Origin of the sequence: Amycolatopsis acididurans (assembly GCF_012328925.1) — a bacterium.
GTDB classification, from domain to species: domain Bacteria; phylum Actinomycetota; class Actinomycetes; order Mycobacteriales; family Pseudonocardiaceae; genus Amycolatopsis_E; species Amycolatopsis_E acididurans.
The window spans coordinates 11965-33327 of the sequence record NZ_JAAXLS010000032.1 but is presented as its reverse complement, the minus strand read 5'-3'; the positions used below and the strand labels follow the sequence as shown (position 1 = coordinate 33327).

23 protein-coding genes and 1 pseudogene are annotated in these 21363 nt (G+C 70.5%); 15 read left to right on the top strand and 9 right to left on the bottom strand.

What is annotated here, in order from left to right; translation table 11 throughout:
- Window positions 1-4 precede the first annotated feature (4 nt).
- Entirely contained in the window at window positions 5-169 is a 165-nt protein-coding gene (locus HFP15_RS30340) for a hypothetical protein (RefSeq protein WP_168520203.1), read from the top strand.
- A gap of 10 nt (window positions 170-179) precedes the next feature.
- On the opposite strand, the gene HFP15_RS30335 is transcribed toward HFP15_RS30340, so the two are convergent.
- From HFP15_RS30335 to HFP15_RS30325, 3 genes are read right to left on the bottom strand one after another with little or no spacing between them, the layout of a single operon-like run.
- Window positions 180-2576 (bottom strand): glycoside hydrolase family 65 protein, encoded by a 2397-nt coding sequence (locus tag HFP15_RS30335; RefSeq protein ID WP_168520202.1) that lies wholly within the window; start codon window positions 2574-2576, stop codon window positions 180-182.
- Window positions 2573-3307 carry an HAD family hydrolase gene (locus tag HFP15_RS30330; protein WP_168520201.1) on the bottom strand — a complete coding sequence of 245 codons (735 nt, stop codon included), beginning with the start codon at window positions 3305-3307 and terminating at the stop codon, window positions 2573-2575. Before HFP15_RS30330 ends, HFP15_RS30335 begins: the two co-directional genes overlap by 4 nt.
- A 49-nt stretch (window positions 3308-3356) precedes the next feature.
- On the bottom strand, window positions 3357-3728 hold the full coding sequence (locus tag HFP15_RS30325; RefSeq protein ID WP_168520200.1) for an ArsR/SmtB family transcription factor: 372 nt from the start codon (window positions 3726-3728) through the stop codon (window positions 3357-3359).
- Between the two features lie 159 nt (window positions 3729-3887).
- On the opposite strand from HFP15_RS30325, the gene HFP15_RS30320 reads away from it, so the two are divergent.
- Both HFP15_RS30320 and HFP15_RS30315 read left to right on the top strand, forming a co-directional pair.
- The gene (locus HFP15_RS30320; RefSeq protein ID WP_168520232.1) at window positions 3888-4337 is read left to right on the top strand and encodes a PaaI family thioesterase; all 450 of its coding nucleotides are present in this window, start codon (window positions 3888-3890) and stop codon (window positions 4335-4337) included.
- Window positions 4334-5173 (top strand): SCO6745 family protein, encoded by an 840-nt coding sequence (locus tag HFP15_RS30315; RefSeq protein ID WP_168520199.1) that lies wholly within the window; start codon window positions 4334-4336, stop codon window positions 5171-5173. The genes HFP15_RS30320 and HFP15_RS30315 overlap by 4 nt, the downstream gene beginning before the upstream one ends.
- A gap of 4 nt (window positions 5174-5177) precedes the next feature.
- On the opposite strand, the gene HFP15_RS30310 is transcribed toward HFP15_RS30315, so the two are convergent.
- The 4 genes from HFP15_RS30310 to HFP15_RS30295 form a co-directional block, all read right to left on the bottom strand.
- A complete protein-coding gene (locus HFP15_RS30310; RefSeq protein WP_168520198.1) occupies window positions 5178-5411 on the bottom strand; it encodes a DUF6480 family protein in 234 nt (77 codons plus the stop codon).
- On the bottom strand, window positions 5408-7921 hold the full coding sequence (locus tag HFP15_RS30305; RefSeq protein WP_168520197.1) for an ATP-dependent Clp protease ATP-binding subunit: 2514 nt from the start codon (window positions 7919-7921) through the stop codon (window positions 5408-5410). Before HFP15_RS30305 ends, HFP15_RS30310 begins: the two co-directional genes overlap by 4 nt.
- Window positions 7922-7945: 24 nt before the next feature.
- Window positions 7946-10051: a catalase gene (locus HFP15_RS30300; protein WP_168520196.1), complete on the bottom strand. Its 2106-nt coding sequence runs from the start codon at window positions 10049-10051 to the stop codon at window positions 7946-7948.
- A 75-nt stretch (window positions 10052-10126) separates the two neighbouring features.
- Window positions 10127-10930, bottom strand: coding sequence for a SigB/SigF/SigG family RNA polymerase sigma factor (locus HFP15_RS30295; protein ID WP_168520195.1), 804 nt, complete (start codon window positions 10928-10930; stop codon window positions 10127-10129).
- Window positions 10931-11072: 142 nt separating this feature from the next.
- On the opposite strand from HFP15_RS30295, the gene HFP15_RS30290 reads away from it, so the two are divergent.
- The 9 genes and pseudogenes from HFP15_RS30290 to HFP15_RS30250 all read left to right on the top strand — a co-directional run bounded on the left by HFP15_RS30290 (window position 11073) and on the right by HFP15_RS30250 (window position 18904).
- Window positions 11073-11489, top strand: a complete 417-nt coding sequence (locus tag HFP15_RS30290; protein ID WP_168520194.1) for a DUF4383 domain-containing protein — start codon at window positions 11073-11075, stop codon at window positions 11487-11489.
- A gap of 29 nt (window positions 11490-11518) precedes the next feature.
- Entirely contained in the window at window positions 11519-12487 is a 969-nt protein-coding gene (locus tag HFP15_RS30285) for a glycosyltransferase (RefSeq protein WP_246272166.1), read from the top strand.
- Complete coding sequence (locus HFP15_RS30280; protein ID WP_168520193.1) at window positions 12484-13707, top strand: glycosyltransferase; 1224 nt, start codon at window positions 12484-12486, stop codon at window positions 13705-13707. Before HFP15_RS30285 ends, HFP15_RS30280 begins: the two co-directional genes overlap by 4 nt.
- A 166-nt stretch (window positions 13708-13873) precedes the next feature.
- A pseudogene (locus HFP15_RS30275) lies at window positions 13874-14383 on the top strand (D-glycero-alpha-D-manno-heptose-1,7-bisphosphate 7-phosphatase); the annotation flags it as partial.
- Window positions 14380-15381 (top strand): glycosyltransferase family 9 protein, encoded by a 1002-nt coding sequence (locus tag HFP15_RS30270; RefSeq protein WP_210718066.1) that lies wholly within the window; start codon window positions 14380-14382, stop codon window positions 15379-15381. The pseudogene HFP15_RS30275 and the gene HFP15_RS30270, both read left to right, overlap by 4 nt.
- A complete protein-coding gene (locus HFP15_RS30265; protein WP_168520190.1) occupies window positions 15378-15941 on the top strand; it encodes a D-sedoheptulose-7-phosphate isomerase in 564 nt (187 codons plus the stop codon). Before HFP15_RS30270 ends, HFP15_RS30265 begins: the two co-directional genes overlap by 4 nt.
- Window positions 15938-17296: a PfkB family carbohydrate kinase gene (locus HFP15_RS30260; RefSeq protein WP_168520189.1), complete on the top strand. Its 1359-nt coding sequence runs from the start codon at window positions 15938-15940 to the stop codon at window positions 17294-17296. Before HFP15_RS30265 ends, HFP15_RS30260 begins: the two co-directional genes overlap by 4 nt.
- Window positions 17289-17975 (top strand): SDR family oxidoreductase, encoded by a 687-nt coding sequence (locus tag HFP15_RS30255; RefSeq protein WP_168520188.1) that lies wholly within the window; start codon window positions 17289-17291, stop codon window positions 17973-17975. The genes HFP15_RS30260 and HFP15_RS30255 overlap by 8 nt, the downstream gene beginning before the upstream one ends.
- Window positions 17966-18904 (top strand): glycosyltransferase family 9 protein, encoded by a 939-nt coding sequence (locus tag HFP15_RS30250; protein WP_246272171.1) that lies wholly within the window; start codon window positions 17966-17968, stop codon window positions 18902-18904. The genes HFP15_RS30255 and HFP15_RS30250 overlap by 10 nt, the downstream gene beginning before the upstream one ends.
- Here HFP15_RS30250 and HFP15_RS30245 read toward each other — a convergent pair.
- On the bottom strand, window positions 18867-19226 hold the full coding sequence (locus HFP15_RS30245) for an STAS domain-containing protein (RefSeq protein WP_168520187.1): 360 nt from the start codon (window positions 19224-19226) through the stop codon (window positions 18867-18869). The genes HFP15_RS30250 and HFP15_RS30245 overlap by 38 nt on opposite strands.
- 104 nt (window positions 19227-19330) lie before the next feature.
- The gene (locus HFP15_RS30240; protein WP_168520186.1) at window positions 19331-19714 is read right to left on the bottom strand and encodes an ATP-binding protein; all 384 of its coding nucleotides are present in this window, start codon (window positions 19712-19714) and stop codon (window positions 19331-19333) included.
- Window positions 19715-19851: 137 nt separating this feature from the next.
- Here HFP15_RS30240 and HFP15_RS30235 point away from each other — a divergent pair, with 137 nt between their 5' ends.
- The 3 genes from HFP15_RS30235 to HFP15_RS30225 are packed head-to-tail and all read left to right on the top strand — an operon-like array spanning window position 19852 to window position 21361.
- Window positions 19852-20403: a nucleotidyltransferase family protein gene (locus HFP15_RS30235; protein WP_168520185.1), complete on the top strand. Its 552-nt coding sequence runs from the start codon at window positions 19852-19854 to the stop codon at window positions 20401-20403.
- Window positions 20400-20651, top strand: coding sequence for a BON domain-containing protein (locus tag HFP15_RS30230; protein ID WP_168520184.1), 252 nt, complete (start codon window positions 20400-20402; stop codon window positions 20649-20651). The genes HFP15_RS30235 and HFP15_RS30230 overlap by 4 nt, the downstream gene beginning before the upstream one ends.
- Window positions 20648-21361 (top strand): metallophosphoesterase family protein, encoded by a 714-nt coding sequence (locus HFP15_RS30225; RefSeq protein WP_312871818.1) that lies wholly within the window; start codon window positions 20648-20650, stop codon window positions 21359-21361. Before HFP15_RS30230 ends, HFP15_RS30225 begins: the two co-directional genes overlap by 4 nt.
- The last annotated feature ends 2 nt before the right edge of the window (window positions 21362-21363 follow it).

The window sequence follows — 21363 nt, the reverse complement described above, 5'->3', positions numbered from 1 at the left end:
TGCCATGACCGACAAGAAGCGCGAACGCGATCCCAGCCCGCCGCTGCCGCCGGACTTTCCCGATCTCGACCATCCGGACCTGGGCCTGCACGGGACCGAGGAGGTCGAGGAGCCGCCCAACCGCGACGACGTCAAGCCCGACCTGCCCAATCCGGAGCCACCGGACTGAGCCGGCGCGCTCAGCCCGGGGTGCTTTCCCTGGCCGCGCCCGCCGGGCGGCGGATGTGCTCGGGTTTGCGGCGCGACGGTTCGCGCCCGGTGGGCTGGCGGGGCGGGGGACCGGGATCGAGCACGGGGATCGGCAGCGACAGCGGCTCTTCGGAAACCGTGCACGCCTTGCCGTGGTGGGTGATCTCCACCGGTTTGCCCGACAGCAGCCGGTAGGTGGCGCGCTCGGCGTGCACCTCGACCGCGAACCTGCTGTCGCGCAGGCACATCCGGAACTCGATGCGGGACAGCTGCGGCGGCAGCCGCGGCGCGAACGCGAGCTTGCCGTTGTGGTCGCGCATGCCGCCGAACCCGGCCACCACCCCGTTCCACGCACCCGCGAGCGAGGCCATGTGCAGCCCGTTGCGCACGTTGTTGTGCACGTCGCGCAGGTCGGTCAGCGCCGCCTCGCCGAGGTAGTCGTAGGCCAGCTCCAGATGCCCGACCTCGGCGGCGACGACGGCCTGCGTACCCGCCGACAACGACGAGTCGCGCACCGTCCGCTCCTCGTAGTAGGCGAAGTCGCGGGTCTTTTCCTCGGGGGTGAAGGCGTCGCCGCACAGGTGCAGTGCCAGCACCAGATCCGCCTGCTTGACGACCTGCTTGCGGTAGAGGTCGAAATAGGGATAGTTGAGCAGCAACGGATAGTTGCGCTGGGGCGTGCCGGCGAAATCCCAGTCGGCGTGCTCGGTGAAGCCCTCCGACTGCGGGTGCACGCCCAGTTCGCGGTCGTAGGGGATCAGCATCCGGTCGGCGGCCTCGCGCCATGTGCCGAGTTCGTGCTCGGTGGCCTCCAGCGCGCGTGCCACCTGGGGGATCCGCTCGCAGGACGCGGCGGCTTCGCGCAGGTTCCGTGCCGCCATGAGGTTGGTGTAGACGTTGTTGTCCGCCACCGCCGAGTACTCGTCGGGACCGGTGACGCCGTCGATGCGGAACCGGCCGTGCGAGTCGTAATGCCCGAGAGACATCCACAGCCGCGCCGTCTCCACGAGCATCTCGGTGCCGCAGGTGCGCTCGAACTCGCGGTCCTCGGTCGCGGCGAGGTAGCGCGCCACGGCGTCGGCGATGTCGGCGCTGACGTGGAAGGCCGCCGTGCCCGCGGGCCAGTAGGCCGAGCATTCGGCGCCGTTGATGGAGCGCCACGGGAACGCCGCGCCGCGCAGGCCGAGCTGCCTGGCCCTGTCCCTTGCCTTGTCCAAAGTGGAGTGGCGCCAGCGTAGCGCGTCCCGCGCGGCCTCCGGCATGGTGTAGGTCAGCACGGGCAACACGAAGGATTCGGTGTCCCAGAAGGCATGCCCGTCATAGCCGGGCCCCGTCAGTCCCTTGCCCGGGATGGCGCGGCTTTCGCCACGGGCCCCGGCCTGCAGCACGTGGAACAACGCGAACCTGGTCGCCTGCTGCAGTTCCGGATCACCGTCGATCTGGATGTCCGCGGTATCCCAGAAATCGTCGAGGAAGGCCTTCTGTTCGGCCAGTAGCCCGTCCCAGCCGGTCTGCAGCGCACCGGCGAGCGCGGCGTCCACCTGCGCCCGCAGCGCGGGGATCGAACGCTGCGCCGACCAGCCGTAGCCGAGGAACTTGGTCAGCCGCACGCGTTTTCCGCGCGGCACGTCCACCGCGACGGTGAGCCGGGCGAGATCGTTCTCGACGGCGATCTCGGTGCGCAGCCCGTCCGGCGACTCGATCTGGTGGTCCATCGCCGCCGCCATCCGGAGCCCCGAGCGCTTCGTGCGATGCACGAGCGCCGCGCGGTAGTGCTGGGCGTAGGTGAACTCCGACTCCAGCGGGCACTGCAGCGCCGCCGCGACGCGCGGATCGCCGGCGTCGGACTCGATGGGTTCGTTGGCCAGCAGATCGGACTGCAGTACCAGCTGCAGGTCGTCCTCCAGCGGCTCGACCTCGTAGCGGATCGCGACGACCGCGCGCTGGGTGAACGAGACCAGCCGTTGCGTGCGCACCCGCACCCGGCGCCCGGTCGGCGATTCCCATTCGGTGGTGCGGGTCAGCGTGCCGGTGCGGAAGTCGAGCACGCGGTCGTGCGCGGTCGCGGAGCCGTAGCGCATGTCGAACGGCTCGTCCTCGACGAGCATCCGGATGACCTTGCCGTCGGTCACGTTGACCACGGTCTGGCCGGCCTCGGGATAGCCGTAGCCCGCCTCGGCGTAGGGCAGCTCGTGTTCTTCGTAGAAACCGTTGAGATAGGTGCCCGGCAGCCCGCGCGGCTCACCTTCCTCGAGTGTGCCGCGAACGCCGATGTGCCCGTTGGACAGCGCGAACGTCGACTCCGTGCGCTGCAGCTGATCGACCGCGAGGCCGCGCCAGCGCAGCTCCCACGGCGAGCATTCGTAGCCGCGGAAAGGCAGGCTCATCGTCGTTCCTCCAGCAGTTCCGCGAGATCGTCCACCACGACGTCGGCGCCGTTCGCGCGCAGTTCGGTGGCCTGGTTCGCGCGGTTGACGCCCACCACGTACCCGAAACCGCCCGCCTTGCCCGCCGCCACGCCCGCGAGCGCGTCCTCGAACACGGCGGCGTTGGCCGGGCTGACACCGAGCGCCTTGGCGCCCGCGAGAAACGAGTCGGGCGCCGGTTTCCCGCGCAGATTGTCCTTTTTGATCACGATGCCGTCGATGCGGGCGCGCACGAAGTGGTTCAGGTGCGCCGCTTCGAGCACGGTGGCGCCGTTGGCCGAGGACGTGACCACCGCGATGGCGAGCCCGGCTTCTTCTGCGGCCTCCAGGAAACGCACCGAACCAGGGTACGGGCTGACGCCGCGGTCGGCGATGATGCGCAACACCAGTTCGTTCTTGCGGTTGCCGACGCCGTTGACGGTTGCTTTGTCGACGGGATCGGTGGAATCGCCTTCGGGCAACGTGATGCCGCGCGAACTCAGGAACTGCCGCACGCCGTCCGCGCGCGGCCGTCCGTCCACGTAGCGCGCGTAGTCCTGGTCGGTGAAGGGCCGGAAGTCCGCGCCGTCGCGTTCGCGCAGGAATTCGTCGAAAGTCTGTTTCCACGCCTCGCGGTGCAGTGCCGCGGTGCCGGTGAGCACGCCGTCGAGATCGAACAGGCACGCGGAGATGTCCTCGGGTAACCCGATCATGCCTCGCACGGTACCCCGGCTCGGCGGCCATCGCCGTCTGTATAACGACCTATACGTCGCCGCCGTGTGGCGGGGCTCCGGGGTGTGGTCGCACGTGATGGATGAGGTCGTGGATGGTGGCGTCGGCGAGGCTGTAGCGCACGACACGGCCGGTGCGGTGGCCGGTCACCAGGCCGTGCGCGCGCAGCAAACGCAGCGCCTGGGACACCGCGGTGTCGGTCATGCCGGCGGCGGCCGCGAGATCGGACACGGAGATCTCGCGGGCGTAGTGAATGCACACCAGCAGGGTCAGTCGCGACGGGTCGGCCAGGATCGAGAACCGCTCCGCCCACTGCTGGACGACGGCGCGATCGCCGAGACCCGCCAGCGCGGCCTCCACGGCCCCGGCGTCGATCACCCGGCGTTGCGGCTCCTCTCCCATGCGCAAATGTTCTCACCACGATCACCGTGCCGGGCCGGGTCCCTTGACTAAGACGGCTGTCATAGTCGATGCTCCGGATTAAGACAGTTGTCATAGAGGAGGCAGTGCGTGACAGTGGACAACGCCGTCCGGCGGAAGACGATCAGCTGGGACGACCCGATGCGCACGGCGTCGGCCGCGCGCGCCATGACGGGCCTGGAGTTCCTGACCGCGATGGCCGAGGGCCGGATTCCGCCGGCACCGATCTCCGCGCACCTCGGGATGCGGGTGGTCAGCGTCGCCGAGGGCGCGGTGCATTTCGCGGCCACACCGGACGAATCGCTGTACAACCCGATCGGAACCGTGCACGGCGGGGTGGCCGCGACGATGCTCGACTCCGCGGTCGGCTACGCCGTGCATTCGACGCTGCCGGCCGGGGTCGGCTACACCTCGGTCGAACTCAAGATCAGTTTCGTGCGTGCCGTGACCGCGGCCTCGGGCGAGATCCACGCACGCGGACGCGTGGTGAAGACCGGCTCGCGGGTCGCCTTCGCGGAGGGCGATCTGCGCGACGCCGACGGCACGCTGCTCGCGACCGCGTCCACCACCTGCCTGGTCATCCAGCCGTGAACGCGCGGGCGCTGTGGGTCGTGCTGGAGACGGTGCACGGCGTCACCTACTTCACCCGCCAGGCACGCGCGGCGCACGAGGCGGGCGGCATGCGCGGGTTTTGGCGCGGCTACGTCGCGACGCGGGCGGCGCCGCTCGGCGCGGCCGGACTCGGCGCGGTGACCGCGGTGTTCTACAACTTCGCGCCGTCGTTCCTGGCCCGGTCGCTGCCGTCGATCTGGTCGGTGGTGCCGCCGGAACGGGCACTGGCCGCGCGCGCCGAGGGGGCGGTGACCGCGTTGCGCACCTACCTGCCGGACCTGGCCGGCGACCCGCGCCTGCCGGAGGCGACCGACCTGTTGCGGCGCCTCGTGTCGGACGTGCAGTGGGAGGGCCGCCCGCTCGGCGCGGCGAACGCGGCACTGCCGTGGCCCCAGGACCCGGTGGCGGCGCTGTGGCAGGCGGCGACGACGCTGCGCGAGCACCGCGGGGACGGGCACGTGGCCGCGCTGCTCACCGCCGGGCTCGACGGCGTGGAGGCCCATGTGCTGCGTGACGCGGAGGACGGCAGCGGGGAGTCGATCCTGCCGAACCGTGGCTGGACCGGCGAGGACTGGTCAGCCGCCCGCAGCCGCCTGGCCGACCGCGGCCTGCTGGACGGTTCGGAACTCACCGAACGGGGACGCCACCTGCGCGCGCAGATCGAGCAGCGCACCGACGCGCTCGCGGAAAGCGCTTACCGTGCCGCGACACCGGAGGAACTGGCGTGGCTGGACGATTTCCTCCGCCCCTACGCGCGACGCCTCGTGCCGGCGGCGGTGCCACACCCGAATCCGGTGGGCAATCCGCCGCCGTGAACCGTCAGAACGGCGGCCACCCCACCGCCGATGCCACGATCAGCGCCGCCACCAGCAGCGCCAGTACGGCCGACACGGTGATCGTCGCCCAGGGAAGCACCTTGGGCGGCTTCGGCTCCTGGTGGGACAGGCCCGAGGTCTGTCCCGAGTCCGGCGGGGTGTCGCCGGGGCGGACGCCGCCGCCGGGCTCGAGGCCGGGCGTGCGGTCCGGGTCCGGGTCGGGCGGTGGGGTGGTCACCTCGACTGCCCGCCTGCCGGGACCGACACGTCGAACGTGAGCCCCACGTCGTCCGCGCCGACGCGGACGCGCGAACCGGGACCGAGGTCACCGCGCAGCATCATCCGCGACAGTTCGTTGTCCACCTCGCGCTGGATCGTGCGGCGCATCGGGCGGGCGCCGAACTCGGGCTGGTAGCCGCTGCGCGCGAGCCACCGCACCGCCTCCGGCGTGAACTCCACCGTGACGTCCTGCGCGTGTGCCCGCCGCCGGGTCTGTTCCAGCAGCAGCGCGGTGATCTGTTCCAGCTGCTCGGCTTCCAGTTTCCGGAACACGATGATCTCGTCGATCCGGTTGAGGAACTCCGGCCGGAACTGCTCGCGCAACCGCCGCATCAGCCGCTCGCGCAGCGGGCGGTCGGTGTCGGCCTCGTTGGCCGGGGCGAAACCGAGCGCGCCCTGCGTGCCGCTGGTGATCAGCTCCGAGCCGATGTTGCTCGTCATGATCAGCACCGTGTTGGTGAAGTTCACCGTGCGGCCGCGGCCGTCGGTCAGGCGCCCGTCGTCGAGCACCTGCAGCAGGACGTTGAAGATCTCCGGGTGTGCCTTCTCGATCTCGTCGAACAGCACGACCGAGTAGGGCCGCCGCCGCACGGCCTCGGTCAGCTGCCCCGCCTCGTCGTAGCCGACGTAGCCGGGCGGCGCGCCGATCAGCCGCGACACGGTGTGCCGCTCGCCGTACTCCGACATGTCGAGCCGGATCATCCGGTCCTGGTCGCCGAAGAGTGCTTCGGCCAGCGCCCGTGCCAGCTCGGTCTTGCCGACGCCGGTGGGCCCGAGGAACAGGAAGCTCCCGAATGGACGGTCCGGTTCGGACAGTCCGGCGCGCGAGCGGCGGACCGCCTCGGCGACCGCGGTCACCGCCTCGTCCTGCCCGATGACGCGTCCGTGCAGGTGTTCTTCCAGCCGCAGCAGGCGATCCCGCTCCGCCTCGGTGAGCTGGCTGACCGGCACGCCGGTGATCCGGGAGACCACCTCGGCGATGTCCTCCGGCCGTACGCACAGGGTGCCCGCGGGCTTGCCGTCGGACTCGGCCTGCCGGATCCGCTCCCGCAGCGAGGCGATCTCGTCGCGCAGCCGGGAGGCGTGTTCGAAGTCCTCCTCGGCCACCGCCTGGTCCTTGTCCCTGGTCAGCTCCTCGACCCTGGCCTCGAGGTCGCGCTGCTGGTGGGGCCTGCGCCCGGAGCGCAGCCGCACCCTCGCGCCTGCCTGGTCGATCAGGTCGATCGCCTTGTCCGGCAGGAAACGGTCCGTCAGATAGCGGTCGGACAGGTCCGCCGCCGCGGCGAGCGCCTCCTCGGAGAAGCGCACCTGGTGGTGCGCCTCGTACCGGTCGCGCAGCCCGTGCAGGATCGCGATCGTGTCCTCCACGGTCGGCTCGGGCACCAGGATCGGCTGGAACCTGCGCTCCAGAGCCGGATCGTGCTCGATGTTCTGCCGGTACTCGTCCAAAGTGGTCGCACCGACGACGTGCAGCTCACCACGCGCCAGCGCGGGCTTGAGCATGTTGCCCGCGCCCATCGAGCCCTCCGAGGACCCCGCGCCGACGACGGTGTGCAGCTCGTCGATGAACACGATCAGATCGTCGCGATGCCGGCGGATCTCGTTGAGCAGGTTGGTCATCCGTTCCTCGAAGTCGCCGCGGTAGCGCGTTCCCGCGATTATCGCGGTGAGATCCAGTTGCACGACCCGGCGGCCGGCGAGGATGTCGGGCACGTCACCGTCCGCGATCCGCTGGGCCAGACCCTCCACAATGGCCGTTTTACCGACACCGGCCTCGCCGATCAGCACCGGATTGTTCTTGGTGCGCCGGGACAGCACCTCGACGGTCTGCTCGATCTCGTCGTCCCGGCCCACCACCGGGTCGATCCCGCCCTCACGCGCCTGCGCGGTCAGGTCACGCCCGTACTGGTCCAGCGTCGGGGTCTCGCTGCGTTGCTGCTGTTGCTGCGGCCCGGGCTGCTGCGGGCTCGCGCTCTGCATCGCCTCCGGGCTGACCCCTGCCTGCGCGAGGATCCGGCCCGCGCGCGACTGCGGGTTCACCGCGAGCGCCAGCAGCAGATGCTGCGGCCCGATGTAGGACGAGCCCATGCCGCGCGCGATGCTGTGCGCGTCCATCAGGGTGCGTTTCGCACCCGGCGCCAGCGAGGACGGCGTGCTGTGCTCGCCCGCGCGTTCTCCGCCTGCGATCTCGCGGGCGATCTCGTCCGGTTTCGCGCCCGCGTTCTCCAGCAGCTGCCGGGTCGCGGGCAGCTGGGTCGCCGCCCACAGCAGCTGGTCGGTGTCGACGTCGTCGCTGCCCTGTTCCGCGGCCTTGCGCGCGGCGGCCGAGACCAGCTCGCGTGCCTGGTCGGTCAGCAGCCGGGTGATGTCGACCGACTGCCGCCTCGGCGGCATCGCGCTGCCGAAGAACTGGGCCAGGAACTGGTCGAAGGGGCTGGGGCCGGCCCCACCGGGAAAGAAACCTGTCATCAGTGTTCAGAACTCCTTGACTGCCTATGCCGGAACCGAATCCGTCTTCCGGTCCCACGCGCGGTGCTCGGCGATCACGTCGGCGAAGGTGTCGAAGAACTCGCCGGGAAGTGACTGCTCGGCCGCGGTCGAGGTCACCACGCCGTGGTCCCGCGTCACCTGCTCGCCCTCGGCGATCCGCTCGGTCACGCCCGCCTTGCGCAGCACGTCCAGCCCGGAACCGAACCCGGCGACCGGCTTCGCGTGCTTGTAGGCCTCGGCCACGAAATGCACGGCATACCCGTCGCCGGACAGCGTCCGTGCCGCGTCCGGGCCGCACGGCACGGCGACGGCGTCGTAGAGCACCGATGCCATCGTGTTCAGCTGGCGATCGGCGCTCAGCGGACCGCCGCCCGAGGCGCCCGGCCGCAGCTCACCCTCGGCGGGCGCGAGCAGTTCGACGATCACGCCCTTCTTGGTCAGCTCGTCCACGAGCCGCTGTGCGCCGACCGCGTCCGTGCCGTCGGCGACGAGCACGGCGACCTTCCTCGTGTCGAGCTTGTTCACCGGGGCGTTGAGCTGTGACAGCGCGGGGGAGCTGCGGCCGTGGTTCGGCGTCGCCTCCGCCGCGGGTGTCCGCACGCCGATCCCTTCCGCCACCCGGGCCGCCAGCTCGTGGTCGACATGGTTGAGCTCGGTCACCGTGCGGGCCCGGATCTCCTTGTCGACGACCTTGCCCAGTTCGAACCGGAACGCCGAGACGATGTGCTCACGTTCCACTTCGGACATGCTGTTCCAGAACAGTGTCGCCTGGCTGTAGAAGTCGCGGAAGCTTTCGCTGCGCTCGCGGATCTTGCGCCCGTCGACCCGCTCGGTGTAGTGCGAGAAGACGTCCGAGTCCGCGATCGCCGGGCAGCCACCGCCGATGCTGTTCTTGAAGTAGCTGGTCCGTCCCTTGTGGATTTTCTGCTGGCCGTAGCCGTCACGCTGGTTGTGCTGGACTTCGGCGATCGGCCGGTTGACCGGGATCTGCGCGAAGTTGGGCCCGCCCAGCCGGATCAGCTGAGTGTCCAGATAGGAGAAGTTGCGGGCCTGCAGCAGCGGGTCGTTGGTGAAGTCGATACCGGGCACCACGTTCGCGGTGTGGAACGCGATCTGTTCGGTCTCGGCGAAGAAGTTCTCCGGGTTGCGGTTGAGCACCATCCGCCCGACCGGCCGCACCGGAACCTGCTCCTCCGGGATGATCTTCGTCGCGTCCAGCAGGTCGAAGTCGAACGAGTGCTCGTCGGATTCCGGCACCAGCTGCACGCCCAGCTCCCACTCCGGGAACTGGCCGGAGTCGATGCAGTCCCACAGATCGCGACGGTTGAAGTCTGGATCCTTCCCGGCGATCTTCTGGCATTCGTCCCACAACAGCGAATGCGTGCCCAGCAAAGGTTTCCAGTGGAACTTCACGAACGTGCCCTCGCCGCGCGCGTTGACCAGCCGGAACGTGTGCACGCCGAAGCCCTGCATCATCCGGTAGCTGCGCGGCAGCGCGCGGTCGGACATCAGCCACAGCACCATGTGCAGCGTTTCCGGTTGCAGCGACACGAAGTCCCAGAACGTGTCGTGCGCCGACTGGGCCTGGGGAATCTCGTTGTCCGGCTCCGGTTTCACCGCGTGCACGAAGTCGGGGAACTTGATGCCGTCCTGGATGAAGAACACCGGCATGTTGTTGCCCACGAGATCGTAGTTGCCCTGGCGGGTGTAGAACTTCGTCGCGAAACCACGCACGTCCCGCACGGTGTCGGCGGATCCGCGCGAACCCGCGACCGTGGAGAACCGCACGAAGACCGGGATCTGCTCGCCACTGGTCAGGAACTCGGCGGTGGTGTGGTCGGCCAGGGAGTCGTCGTAGGCCTGGAAGTAGCCGTACGCGCCCGCGCCACGCGCGTGCACCACCCGTTCGGGAATGCGCTCGTGGTCGAAGTGTGTGATCTTCTCCCTGGCGTGGAAGTCTTCCAGCAGCGTCGGGCCGCGCTGCCCGGCGCTGAGTGAGTCGTCGGTGTGATCGACGCGCACCCCTTGTTGCGTCGTGAGATAACCCTCGCCTGCCTCGACACGTGCCGCTTCGAGCTGTTCGTGTTTGGCGTCCTTCTGCTCGGCCACGGTCCGTCCGCCCCTCTCGCGAGTGTGTGGGTCCGGCCTCCGGCTACCCTCGCCCTCGCGCGGCGAAACGACGCGTCACTCCTCGTCCACCAGCTTCTCCCGCAGATGCTGCAGGGTCTGCGCGAGCAGCCGCGACACGTGCATCTGGGAGATGCCGACGCGTTCGGCGATCTGGGTCTGCGTCATGTTCCCGAAGAAGCGCAGCATGAGGATCGTCCGTTCGCGCGCTGGAAGTTCGCGCAGAAGTGGTTGCAGTGCCTCATGATTTTCCACCGACTCCAGCCCGACGTCCTCCTCGCCGAGCGTGTCGGCCAGCGATGCGGATTCGCTTTCCTCGCTGGCGGGTTTGTCCACGGAGATCGCGTAGTAGGCGTTGCCGGCCTGCAGGCCCTCGCTGACCTCATCGACCGTGAGATCGAGCTCGCGGGCGATTTCCGTCGGCGTCGGCGCGCGGCCGAGGCGCTGCCCGAGCTCGCCGCTGACCTGCCCGATCTGCAGGTGCAGCTCCTTGAGCCGCCGCGGTACCCGCACCGACCAGCTCGCGTCGCGGAAGTGCCGTCGTACCTCGCCCATGATCGTGGGCACCGCGAAGGACAGGAAGTCCGAGCCCCGGTCGGGCTCGAAGCGGTCCACGGCGTTGATCAGCCCCACCCGTGCGACCTGCACCAGGTCGTCGTAGGACTCGCCGCGGCCGGAGAACCGGCGGGCGATGTGCTCGGCCACCGACAGGTACTCGGTGACCAGGTCCGAACGCAGCCGTTCCCGCCGGGGATCGCCGGGCGCCGTCGCGGCGAGGTCCGCGAACTTCGCGAGCTTCTCGTCGGTGTCGCCGTTTCGGGTCCTGGCCACGCTTACTCTCCGGTCGTCGGCCACGCGCATGGGCGGGGGCTCCCGGCCGGGTGATTGCAGTGGTCGAGTCGCATAGTCCTGACTACCCGCGACCCGCCGACCTCACACCTGGTTGGGCCGATCGTTCGCTGGCAACCCTCACCGCAACTCGTCATCAAAGGAGGTCCCGGAAATGGCCGAGCATTCGGGTGCGCAGCGGGCGCCGCTGTCGCAGGCGGCGGCGCTGGTGATCGGCATCGTCTACGTGGTACTCGGCATCGGCGGTTTTTTCGCCGGTGGCAAGGAAATCCTCGTGTTCCACACCGGTGTGCTGCTGGACATCATGCGCACCGCGATCGGGCTGCTCGCGCTCGTGGCCGCCCGCCGGGGTGCGGCGGCGCAGGTGATCGAGCTGGTCACGTTCTTCGGGCTGGCGGGGCTCACCGTGTACGGGATCCTGTCCACCGCCACCGGTGACCCGGTCGACGTGCGCGGACTGCTGGACGTGCAGTGGGCCGACAACATCCTGCACGGCGTGACCGCGATCGCCGGGCTCGTCTTCGGCCTGCTTCCCGCACGGCGGCGTTCCTCTGCTGCGCCCCGTGTTTAACTCCTTCGCTGTCGGTGAATGAGTGGACCATGATGTGGGCGAAAGAGCACCGGCTGCGCGTACTCGTGTGGCATGTGCACGGTTCGTGGACGGGTGCGTTCGTCCACGGCCGGCACGAGTACCTGCTGCCGGGGGGTGAGTGGGGGCTGGGACGTGCCGGGCGGGACTGGCCGGGCACGGCGCGTGAGGTGAGCCCCGAGGAGTTACGCGCGGGCGGGTTCGACGTCGTCGTGCTGCAGCGACCGGAGGAGTTCGAGCTGTTGCGCGAGTGGACCGGCCTGCGGGCCGGGCAGGACGTGCCCGCGGTGTACGCGGAGCACAACACGCCGACCGGCGACGTGCCGCGGACCAGGCATTTCCTGGCCGACCGCGACGACATCCCGCTGGCGCACGTGACGCATTTCAATCAGCTCATGTGGGACTCCGGGCGCGCTCCGGCCGTGGTGATCGAGCACGGTGTCGTCGATCCCGGTGCGCGCTACACCGGCGAGGAGCCCAGCGCCGGGGTCGTGATCAACGAGCCGGTGCGGCGCGGGCGCGCGGTCGGCACCGATCTGCTGCCGGCCTTCGCCGAGGCCGCGCCGCTGGACGTGTACGGGATCGGCGTGGAGAAGCTGGACCTCGGCGAGCGCGTGCGGCCGCGGGGCGATCTCGGGCAGGAGGACCTGCACACGAGCGTGGCGCGCTCGCGGTTGTACCTGCACACGACGCGGTGGACGTCGCTGGGCCTGTCGCTGATCGAGGCGATGCATCTGGGCATGCCGGTCGTCGCGACGGCCACGACCGAGGCCGCCCGTGCCGTACCCCGGGAGGCCGGGGTCGTGTCGGCCGACGTCGCCGAACTGACGCAGGCGGTCCGGGAGCTGATCGCCGAACCCGAGCTCGCCCAGCGGATGGGCAAGAACGCGCGTGAGCACGCGCTGGCCCACTACGGCCTGGACGCCTTCCTGCGCAACTGGGACGTCCTGCTCGACCGAGTCGTTGGAGGTGGATCATGAGGATTTCGATGGTGTCCGAGCACGCCAATCCGTTGGCCGCGCTCGGCGAGGTCGACGCGGGCGGTCAGAATCTGCATGTCGCGGAGCTGTCCGCGGCACTGTGCAGGCAGGGTCACCAGGTGACCGTCTACACCAGACGCGATGATCCCGGTCTGCCCGAACGGGTGCGTGCCGACTCCGGCTACGAGGTCGTGCACGTGCCCGCCGGCCCGGCGAAGCACCTGCCCAAGGACGAGCTGCTGCCGCACATGGCGGAATTCGGCCGGTTTCTCGCGGGCGAGTGGTCCCGCGACCAGCCCGACGTGGTGCACGCGCACTTCTGGATGTCGGGCCTGGCGGCATTGCTCGCCGCGAAGGAAGCGGACGTGCCAGTGGTCCAGACCTTTCACGCGCTGGGGGTGGTCAAGCGCAGGCACCAGGGTGCGGCGGACACCAGCCCGCCCGATCGCATCCGGCTGGAGCGGCTGATCGGCAAGAACGCGACGCAGGTCGCCGCGACCTGTTCGGACGAGGTGTTCGAGCTGGCGCGGCTCGGCCTGCCGCGGACCCGGATGTCGGTCGTGCCCTGCGGGGTGGACCTCGACCGGTTCACTGCGAGCGGCCGGAGCGGCCCGCGCGCGGCGAAGCACCGCATCGTCAGCGTCGGCAGGCTGGTGCCCCGCAAGGGTTTCGCGACGGCGATCAGTGCGCTACCCAGGGTGCCCGACACCGAACTCGTGATCGCGGGCGGTCCGGAACAAGGTCGTCTTTCCGATGACGAGGAAGCCCGCCGCCTCACGAAACTCGCCCGTCGCTGCGGCGTCGAGGACCGGGTCCACCTGCTGGGGCAGGTCTCCCGCAGCGAGATGCCCGCGCTGCTGCGGTCGGCCGATCTCGTGGTGTGCACGCCGTGGTACGAGCCGTTCGGCATCGTGCCCCTCGAAGCGATGGCCTGCGGTGTCCCGGTGGTCGCGGCCGCCGTCGGCGGCCTGATCGACACTGTGGTCGACGGGGTGACCGGTGAACTGGTCCCGCCGCGACGGCCCGAGGCGCTGGCGTCGACGCTGCGCCGCCTGCTGGACGACGCTGCCCAGCGCGAGGCGTACGGCGTCGCGGGAATGGACCGGGCCACCTCGCGGTACTCGTGGGACCGCATCGGCATCGACATCCTGCGCGTGTACGAAAAGGCATTGGCCGACCGCTCCGCGGCCGGCACGCCCGCGGCGGCGAACCAGGCATAACGGCGACCGAAGAGCCAGGGCCGCGACCTCACGGCGAGTTCGCGGCCCTGGCTCTTCGTGCTGCCGGAAAACCCGAGGGCAACGGCCCAAGCCGTCTCCTCCGCGGTGGCGTTTAGCAGTCGATGCGCCGGGTAGCGGTAGAAGGAGAGGAGGTGGACCGATGCGCGCGGTGCTGTTCGACCGGGACGACACGATCATCGTGGACGAGCCCTACCTGGCCGATCCGAAGCTCGTGCGCCCGGTCCCCGGCGCCGAGCAGGCGCTGCGAACCTTGCGTGAAGCGGGAATTCCGCTCGGTGTCGTGAGCAACCAGTCCGGTGTGGCCAGAGGACTCGTCACCGAAGGTGAGCTCGCCGAGGTCAACGCGCGCGTGGAGGAACTGCTCGGGCCGTTCGGCACCTGGCAGATGTGCGTGCACGCCGAAAGCGACGGTTGCGACTGCCGCAAACCGAAGCCCGGTCTGGTCATCAGGGCCGCGAGTGTGCTGAGGGTGCGGCCGGGCGAATGCGTCGTGATCGGCGACATCGGCTCCGACATGGGGGCGGCCGCCGCCGCGGGGGCGCGGGGCATTCTGGTGCCCACCGCGCGTACCCGCCGGGCGGAGATCGCCGCGGCTCCTTGTGTGGCAACGAATCTTCGGGAAGCGGTGGGCATGGTGATGGGGGAGTGGGGATGAGGGTTCTGGTCGCACGCCTGGACAATGCGGGCGACGTCTTGCTTTCCGGCCCCTGTGTGCGGGCGGTCGCGGCGGGTGCGGAGTCGGTCACGATGCTCGCCGGCCCGCGCGGACGAGCGGCGGCGGAGCTGCTTCCCGGTGTGGACGACGTGATCGAGTGGTGCGCTCCGTGGATCGACCCGGAACCGCCGCCGGTCACCGCCGAGTATACGAAAACCTTGCGGGACAGGGTAACCGGCTTCGACGCGGCCCTCGTCGTCACGTCGTTCCACCAGTCGCCGCTGCCGCTGGCGCTGATCCTGCGTGAATGCGGAGTGCCCTGGATCGGCGCGATCAGCGACGATTACCCCGGCTCCCTGCTCGATCTGCGGCACCGTGTCCACGGCGATCCGCCGGAAGCCGAGCGGGCCCTCGCACTCGCCGAGGCGGCGGGTTTCGCCTTGCCGCCCGGTGACGACGGCAGGCTCGCGGTCCGCGGCCCACTGCCTGATGTGTCCGAAGTGGCCGGTGACCCCGGCTACGTCGTCGTGCATCCCGCCGCGTCGGTGCCGGCACGCGAATGGCCCGCCGCGCAGTGCGCCGAAGCGGTGCGCATGCTCACCGGCGACGGCTATCGCGTCGTCGTCACCGGTGGCCCCGCGGACAAGGAGCTGACCGCCCGCGTCGCGGGCGAGTACGCGCTCGATCTCGCCGGGCGCACGGACCTCAGCCAGCTCGCCGCGGTGCTGAGCGGCGCGAGTGTCCTCGTCGCCCCGAACACGGGCCCCGCACACCTGGCCGCGGCGGTCGGCACCCCGGTGGTGTCGCTGTTCGCGCCGGTGGTGCCCGCGGCGCGCTGGGCGCCCTACGGGGTGCCCGTCGTGCTGCTCGGCGACCAGGAAGCGCCGTGCCGCGACACGCGCGCGCGGCGGTGCCCGGTGCCGGGGCATCCCTGCCTGGCCGGGGTGACTCCTGACGAAGTGCGCCAGGCGGTCGAGAAACTAGGAGGTGCAGCGTGATTGAACAGCGGTTCGCGGACTTGTCGGCCGCACTGGGCAGACTGAACTCGGCAGCGCCGAGGATCGAGGCGTGGGGCGAGCATCTCGCCCGGGTGCTCGACTCCGGCGGCAGGCTGCTGGCCTGCGGAAACGGCGGCAGCGCCGCCGAGGCCCAGCATCTGACCGGTGAACTGGTCGGCAAGTTCGTCAACGACCGGCAGCCGCTGTCGGCGATCGCGCTGCATGCCGACACCTCGGCGGCGACCGCGATCAGCAACGACTACGGCGAGCAGGAGGTGTTCGCGCGGCAGGTCCGCGCGCACGGCCGCCCCGGTGACGTGTTCGTCGGCCTGTCCACCAGCGGCCGCAGCCAGAACGTGTGCCTGGCCGCCAAGACCGCACACGAACTGGGCATGACGACCTGGGCGCTGACCGGGCCGATACCCAACCCGCTGGTGTCGCTGAGCGACGACGCGGTCGTCATCGACGCGCCGGGCACCGGCACCGTCCAGGAGGCGCATCTGGCGGTGGTGCACGCGTTGTGCGCGGCCGTGGACGCCTCGCTCGGGGTGCCTTCGTGACCGGCCCGCTGGTGGTGGTCGGCGACGCCCTGCTCGACATCGACGTCGACGGCGCCGCCGAGCGGCTCTGCCCCGAAGCGCCGGTCCCCGTGGTCGACGTGGGCCGCGAATGGCAGCGGCCGGGCGGCGCCGGGCTGGCCGCGTTGCTCGCGGCGCGGTCCGCGCGGGAGGTCGTGCTGGTCACCGCGCTGGGCGCGGACGAAAGCGGCGAGCGCGTGGCCGGTCTGCTGGCCGGCGAGGTGGAGCTGTGCGCGTTGCCGCTGGAGGGCGAGACTCCGCGCAAGACCAGGATCCGGGCCGCCGGCCAGTCCGTCGTGCGGCTGGACCACGGTGGTGGCCGTGCCCGGCACGATCCTTTGCCCGCGCGGGTGATTTCGTTGCTGCGCGAGGCGTCCACGATCCTCGTGGCCGACTACGGCCGGGGCGTGGCCGGGCATCCGGAGATCCGGCGGCTGCTGGCGCAGGCTCGCGTGCCGGTGGTGTGGGACCCGCATCCGCATGGTGGCCGGCCGGTGCCCGGTGCGCGGCTGGTGACGCCCAACGAGAGCGAAGCGGCGAAGTTCGCCGGGGAACACGGAGCCCCGGACGGACTGGCGCGAGCGCTGCGGGAGAGGTGGGGCGCGCCGGTGGCGGTCACGACCGGCTCGCGCGGCGCGGTGCTGGCCACCGACGCGGGAACCACGACGATCCCGGTGCCCGACGCGGCGCGCGTTCCCGCGAGCGTGCGTCCGGACACCTGCGGCGCGGGTGACCGGTTCGCCAGCGCCGCCGCGGCCGCGTTGTTCGACGGCGTGCGGCTGGAGGAGGCCGTCGGCGTGGCCGTGGAGTCCGCGGCGAGGTTCGTCGCGGCGGGCGCGGCCACCGCGGTGTCGCGGCCGGTGGACCGGACCGGGCCCGCGGCCGGGGCGGACGCGTTCGAACTCGCCGCGCGGGTGCGCCGCCGCGGCGGCCGCCTGGTCGCCACCGGCGGCTGCTTCGATCTGCTGCATACCGGCCACGTCAAGCTGCTCCAGCAGGCGCGCTCGCTCGGCGACGCGCTCGTCGTGTGCCTGAATTCCGACTCCTCGGTGCGCGCGCTGAAGGGCCCGGCCCGGCCGGTGACCCCGGCTGCGGACCGTAAGCGCGTGCTCGAAGCGCTCGAGGCCGTCGACGCCGTCGCGGTGTTCGACGAGACCTCACCGGCGCCGCTGCTGGGCCGGCTCGCGCCCGACGTCTGGGTCAAGGGCGGCGACTACACCGAGGCCGACCTGCCGGAGGCCGCCGTGGTGCGGCGGCACGGCGGGGACATCGTGCTCGTACCGACCGTCGAGGGCTACTCGACGACAAGGATTCTGGAGGGTGTCCACAATGGATAATCCAGGCAAGGTGCTGATCACCGGTGGCGCGTCCGGGCTGGGCGCGGCCACGGTCGAGGCGGTCGCCGAGGCCGGCGGCACGCCGCTGGTGCTGGACAAGGACAGCCCCGCCGCCGGAGTGCCCCACGTGCCGGTCGACCTGACCGACACCGAGGCCACCGAGCGCGCGGTCACCGAACTCGCCGAGACCGCGGGCGGGCTGGACGCGGTGTTCACCGCGGCGGGCATCGACACTCCCGGCAAGTTCGACCAGGTGTCCACCGAGGACTGGGAACGCGTGGTGAAGGTGAACCTGTTCGGCACCGCCGCCGTGGTGCGCGCCGCGCTGCCGTTCCTCAAACGCTCGCACGGCAAGGTCGTGACGGTGTCCTCGACGCTGGGCATCAAGGCCGTCGGCGACGCGACCGCCTACTGCGCGTCGAAATGGGGCGTCGTCGGATTCACCAGGGCGCTGGCCGCCGAGACCGCGGGCGAGATCGGCGTGACGATGCTGGTGCCCGGCGGGATGCACACGGCGTTCTTCGACAGCCGCGACGAGCAGTACAAACCTCCGCCCGACGCGAAACTCAACCACCCGGAGAACGTGTCCGCGGCCGTGCTGTTCGCGCTGTCCCAGCCGGCGGGCTGCGAAGTGCGCGAACTCGTCGTCGCCTCCTCGGAGGAGGGCTCCTGGCCGTGAGCCGCGTGCTCGTCCTGCGGGCGCTGGGCATGGGAGATCTGCTGGTGTCGGTGCCGGCGTTGCGAGGGTTGCGCGCCGCGTTCCCTGCCACCGGGATCACGCTTGCCGCGCCCGAGGGCCTGCGTGAGCTGGCCGAGCTGACCGGTGCGGTCGACGAGCTGCTGCCCACCAGCGGGCTCGGCGAACTGCGCTGGCGGCACGAGCCGCCCGCCGTCGCGGTCAACCTGCACGGCAGCGGGCCGCAGAGCGTCGCCGACCTGATGGCGACACGGCCCGCACGGCTGCTCACGCACGCCCATTCCGACTACCCGGCCATCGACGGGCCGCGCTGGGGAACTGGCGTGCACGAGGCACGGCGGTGGTGCGATCTCCTTGAGCACTACGGGATTCCAGCCGATCCGGCCGATCTCACGCTGCCCAGACCGCACGTGCCTAGCCCGGCCCCGGGCGCGGTCGTCATCCATCCGGGAGCGGCCTACGGCGCCCGGCGCTGGCCCGTCGACCGCTACGCACGCGTCGCTAAAACACTTGCCGCGCGAGGTCATCGCATCGTTGTGACCGGTGATGCCGGAGAACGGGAACTGGCCGGGGCCGTCGGCGGTGAGGTACTGGCAGGGCGAACCACGCTGTCGGAATTGGCGGCGCTGATCGCGGACGCGACGCTCGTGGTGTGCGGTGACACCGGGGTCGGGCATCTCGCGACGGCCTACGGCACCCCCTCGGTACTGGTGTTCGGGCCCGTGCCGCCGTGGCAGTGGGGGCCGCCACCGGGCACGGAAAAGCGCCACGTGGTGGTGTGGTCGGGGCGCGAAGGTCCCGCGTTCACCGACGAGCCCGACGCGGGGTTGCTGCGGATCGGCGAGAACCGGGTGCTCGAGGAAGCCGAAGTCCTTATCGGACGTCCACAAGGGACGGTGAGGCGAGGCTGAGGATCGCCTCCGGCACGCTGGGCCGCATCGGCAGGTGACCGGCCAGTCCGGTGATCTGCAGCGGCCTGGCGACCGGGTGGTGATTGCCCACCAATGCCCAGCTAAGCTGTGCGCGGTCCGCGGACTGGCTGGCGCGTAGCAGCAGGTGCAGCCCGGCCGAGCCGAGGAAGGTCACATTGTCGAGGTCCAGGACGAACGGGCCGGCCGAGCCGATCCGTTCGTCGAGGTATTCGCGCAGGATGGGCGCCCCCAGCGCGTCCAGCTCACCTGCGGTGCGTGCCAGCTGGATGCCGTCTTGCCGGTCTTCGGTTTCGATCCGCACGTCGCTTCGTGTAAGCACGGTGCTTCCGATCTGTTGAACAATATAGTTCCGGCACGGCTGTTGAGGTCAACCGCTCATATCTTCGACCGTACGGACGCTCCCGCTCATTGGCAAGACAGGGCTGTCTCCAGCCTGGCCCACACCGTTTTCCCCCCGGCCGGAGCGGTTGTGCAGCCCCATTCGGCGGCCGTTTTGGACACCATCAGCATCCCGAACCCTCCGTAGGAGTCGGCTTGCCGTATGTAGGCGTGCTCCGGGGCGTCGTCGGAGACCGAGATCGTCAGCCCGTCCGGCCGCCGTTCCAGGCACAACTGCGGCTGGGAACCGGTGTGCTGCAGGGTGTTCTCCACGAGCTCGCTCGCGATGGTCTCCGCGTCCTCGCACAGCGCCGGGAATCGCCAATCCGTGCATATCCGGTCGACGAATCTCCTGGCGCGGCGTGCGGCGTCCGGGGATCTGGCCAACGTGAGCTCGGCGCGGCCTCGCATCGGGCTTTCCTTCCCCCGCTTGAACTTTTCGTGACGAAACCGCACATACCCTAGGACACGGGCCGGGAAACGCGCCGCGGACCATGGTCCGTTGTGGACCGGGTTTCGCGGCGGCACGGGCGGGGTAGTCGCGGCAGATGGACGAGCACGCCCTGCTGCGAACGCTGACCAAGGTGGTGAACACGCTCGCCGACCGGCGGGTCGAGTTCGCGGTGGCGGGCGGGTGCGCGGTGTACGCGCGCGGCGGGCCGCCGTCGGATCACGACGTCGACGTGTTCGTGCACGAAGGCGACGTCCACCGGGCCCAGCGGGCGCTCGGCGAGGTGGGGATGCGGCCGGCGGACCCACCCGAAGACTGGCTGCTCAAGGCCTATGACGAAGACGTGCTCGTCGACCTGGTCTTCCGCCCCAATCACCGCACGGACATGGCCGCGCTGCTGGACCGCGCCGAGACGATGCGGATCGGTCCCGCGCGGGCGCCGGTGATCAGCGCGACCGATCTGATGGTCGACAAGCTGCTGGTCCTCGACGCCCACCGCTGCGATTTCACCCCGCTGCTGCACATCGCCCGCGATCTGCGGGAGCAGGTCCACTGGGACGAGGTCGCGACCGAAACCGCCGAATCCCCTTACGCGCAGGCGTTTCTGATGCTGATCGAGTCGCTTTCCGTGACGGAGGTGCGCGCATGACGGAAGAGATCCAGTACCGCGTCGCCCATGTCCGGCGGGCCCTCGCCGAGGACCCGCGCACGGCCGAGCTGGGCGTGCGGGTCAACGTGCGCGCGGACGCCGTGTACCTCTCCGGAGAGGTGGCCACCGAGGAGCGCAGGGCCGACCTGGAACGCGTCCTGCGGGAGGTGGCGCCGGAGGTGACCGTGCACAACGACGTGCGGGTGGCCGACACCCGCGAGCCGGCACGGAGGGAGGAACTGCGGTGATCCGTGTGGCCGCGGTCGGAGACGTGCACCTGGGCGAGGACGCCCGCGGCCGGCTCCGTCCCGCGCTCGACAACCTCGCCGGTCACGCCGACGTCCTGCTGCTGGCCGGCGACCTGACCCGGCACGGTGCGCTGGACGAGGCGCGGGTCGCCGCCGAGGAGTTCAGCGGCCTGGACGTGCCGGTGGTCGCCGTGCTCGGCAACCACGACCACCACTGCGACCTCGGTGACGACATCGCGAAGCTGCTGGAGGACCACGGCATCGTCGTGCTGGAGGGCACGGCCACCACGCTGCGGGTCAACGGGCAGCGGCTCGGCGTCGCCGGCGTCAAGGGCTTCGGCGGCGGCTTCGCCGGGAAATGCGCGAGCAATTTCGGCGAGCGCGAGATGAAGGCATTCGTCAGTCACACGATCGAACGATCCGAGGCATTACGCGGTGCACTGGCCCGACTCGACACCGATGTCCGGATCGCGCTGACCCATTACTCGCCGATTCCGGAAACCCTGCGTGGTGAACCTCCCGAGATATATCCGTTCCTCGGCTGTTACCAACTCGGCGAGGTGATCGACGAAGCACGCGCCGACCTCGCCGTTCACGGGCACGCGCACTTCGGCTGCGAGCAGGGAGTGACACCCGGTGGGGTGCGTGTCCGCAACGTGGCCCAGCCCGTCATCCGCAGTGCCTTCGCCACTTACGGATTAGGGGCTTGATT

Excerpts from the sequence above, each read along its gene's own strand:
- HFP15_RS30240 (WP_168520186.1), bottom strand. The coding sequence starts at position 19,714 with ATGCGAGGCCGCGCCGAGCTCACGTTGGCCAGATCCCCGGACGCCGCA.
- HFP15_RS30290 (WP_168520194.1), top strand. The coding sequence starts at position 11,073 with ATGGCCGAGCATTCGGGTGCGCAGCGGGCGCCGCTGTCGCAGGCGGCG.
- HFP15_RS30280 (WP_168520193.1), top strand. The coding sequence starts at position 12,484 with ATGAGGATTTCGATGGTGTCCGAGCACGCCAATCCGTTGGCCGCGCTC.
- HFP15_RS30295 (WP_168520195.1), bottom strand. The coding sequence starts at position 10,930 with ATGCGCGTGGCCGACGACCGGAGAGTAAGCGTGGCCAGGACCCGAAAC.
- HFP15_RS30335 (WP_168520202.1), bottom strand. The coding sequence starts at position 2,576 with ATGAGCCTGCCTTTCCGCGGCTACGAATGCTCGCCGTGGGAGCTGCGC.
- HFP15_RS30330 (WP_168520201.1), bottom strand. The coding sequence starts at position 3,307 with ATGATCGGGTTACCCGAGGACATCTCCGCGTGCCTGTTCGATCTCGAC.
- HFP15_RS30305 (WP_168520197.1), bottom strand. The coding sequence starts at position 7,921 with ATGACAGGTTTCTTTCCCGGTGGGGCCGGCCCCAGCCCCTTCGACCAG.
- HFP15_RS30255 (WP_168520188.1), top strand. The coding sequence starts at position 17,289 with ATGGATAATCCAGGCAAGGTGCTGATCACCGGTGGCGCGTCCGGGCTG.
- HFP15_RS30285 (WP_246272166.1), top strand. The coding sequence starts at position 11,519 with ATGATGTGGGCGAAAGAGCACCGGCTGCGCGTACTCGTGTGGCATGTG.
- HFP15_RS30340 (WP_168520203.1), top strand. The coding sequence starts at position 5 with ATGACCGACAAGAAGCGCGAACGCGATCCCAGCCCGCCGCTGCCGCCG.
- HFP15_RS30325 (WP_168520200.1), bottom strand. The coding sequence starts at position 3,728 with ATGGGAGAGGAGCCGCAACGCCGGGTGATCGACGCCGGGGCCGTGGAG.
- HFP15_RS30230 (WP_168520184.1), top strand. The coding sequence starts at position 20,400 with ATGACGGAAGAGATCCAGTACCGCGTCGCCCATGTCCGGCGGGCCCTC.
- HFP15_RS30235 (WP_168520185.1), top strand. The coding sequence starts at position 19,852 with ATGGACGAGCACGCCCTGCTGCGAACGCTGACCAAGGTGGTGAACACG.
- HFP15_RS30320 (WP_168520232.1), top strand. The coding sequence starts at position 3,888 with ATGCGCACGGCGTCGGCCGCGCGCGCCATGACGGGCCTGGAGTTCCTG.
- HFP15_RS30270 (WP_210718066.1), top strand. The coding sequence starts at position 14,380 with ATGAGGGTTCTGGTCGCACGCCTGGACAATGCGGGCGACGTCTTGCTT.